The sequence below is a fragment of the Bradyrhizobium sp. Kon58 genome (assembly GCF_055807455.1).
In genome coordinates this window covers 1-248 of sequence record NZ_JBVVOT010000574.1, presented here as the reverse complement: position 1 = coordinate 248, position 248 = coordinate 1, and the positions used below count along the sequence as shown (strand labels likewise).

At 69.0% G+C, this 248-nt stretch carries 1 protein-coding gene; it reads right to left on the bottom strand.

Annotated features, from left to right (window positions below; translation table 11 throughout):
* On the bottom strand, positions 1 to 248 hold a 248-nt coding region (locus AC0L20_RS41550; RefSeq protein ID WP_473295919.1), incomplete at both ends, for an SAM-dependent methyltransferase.

Genomic DNA, 248 nt, shown 5'->3' with positions numbered 1-248 from the left:
GCAGCAGTGGCCAGTGAAGCCGAGACGCCGGGCAGGATCTGCAAGTCGACCTGGTGCCACGCGGGGTCGCTGGACTCATGCAACGCCTCGATCACCGCAGCGGCCATGGCGAACACACCCGGGTCGCCGGACGACACCACCACCACCGAGCGCCCTTGGGCCGCCAGTTCGAAGGCGTGGCGGGCGCGCTGCATTTCTTCGCGGTTGTCGGTGCAGTGCTGCACCTGGTCATCACGGAACGGCCCGGC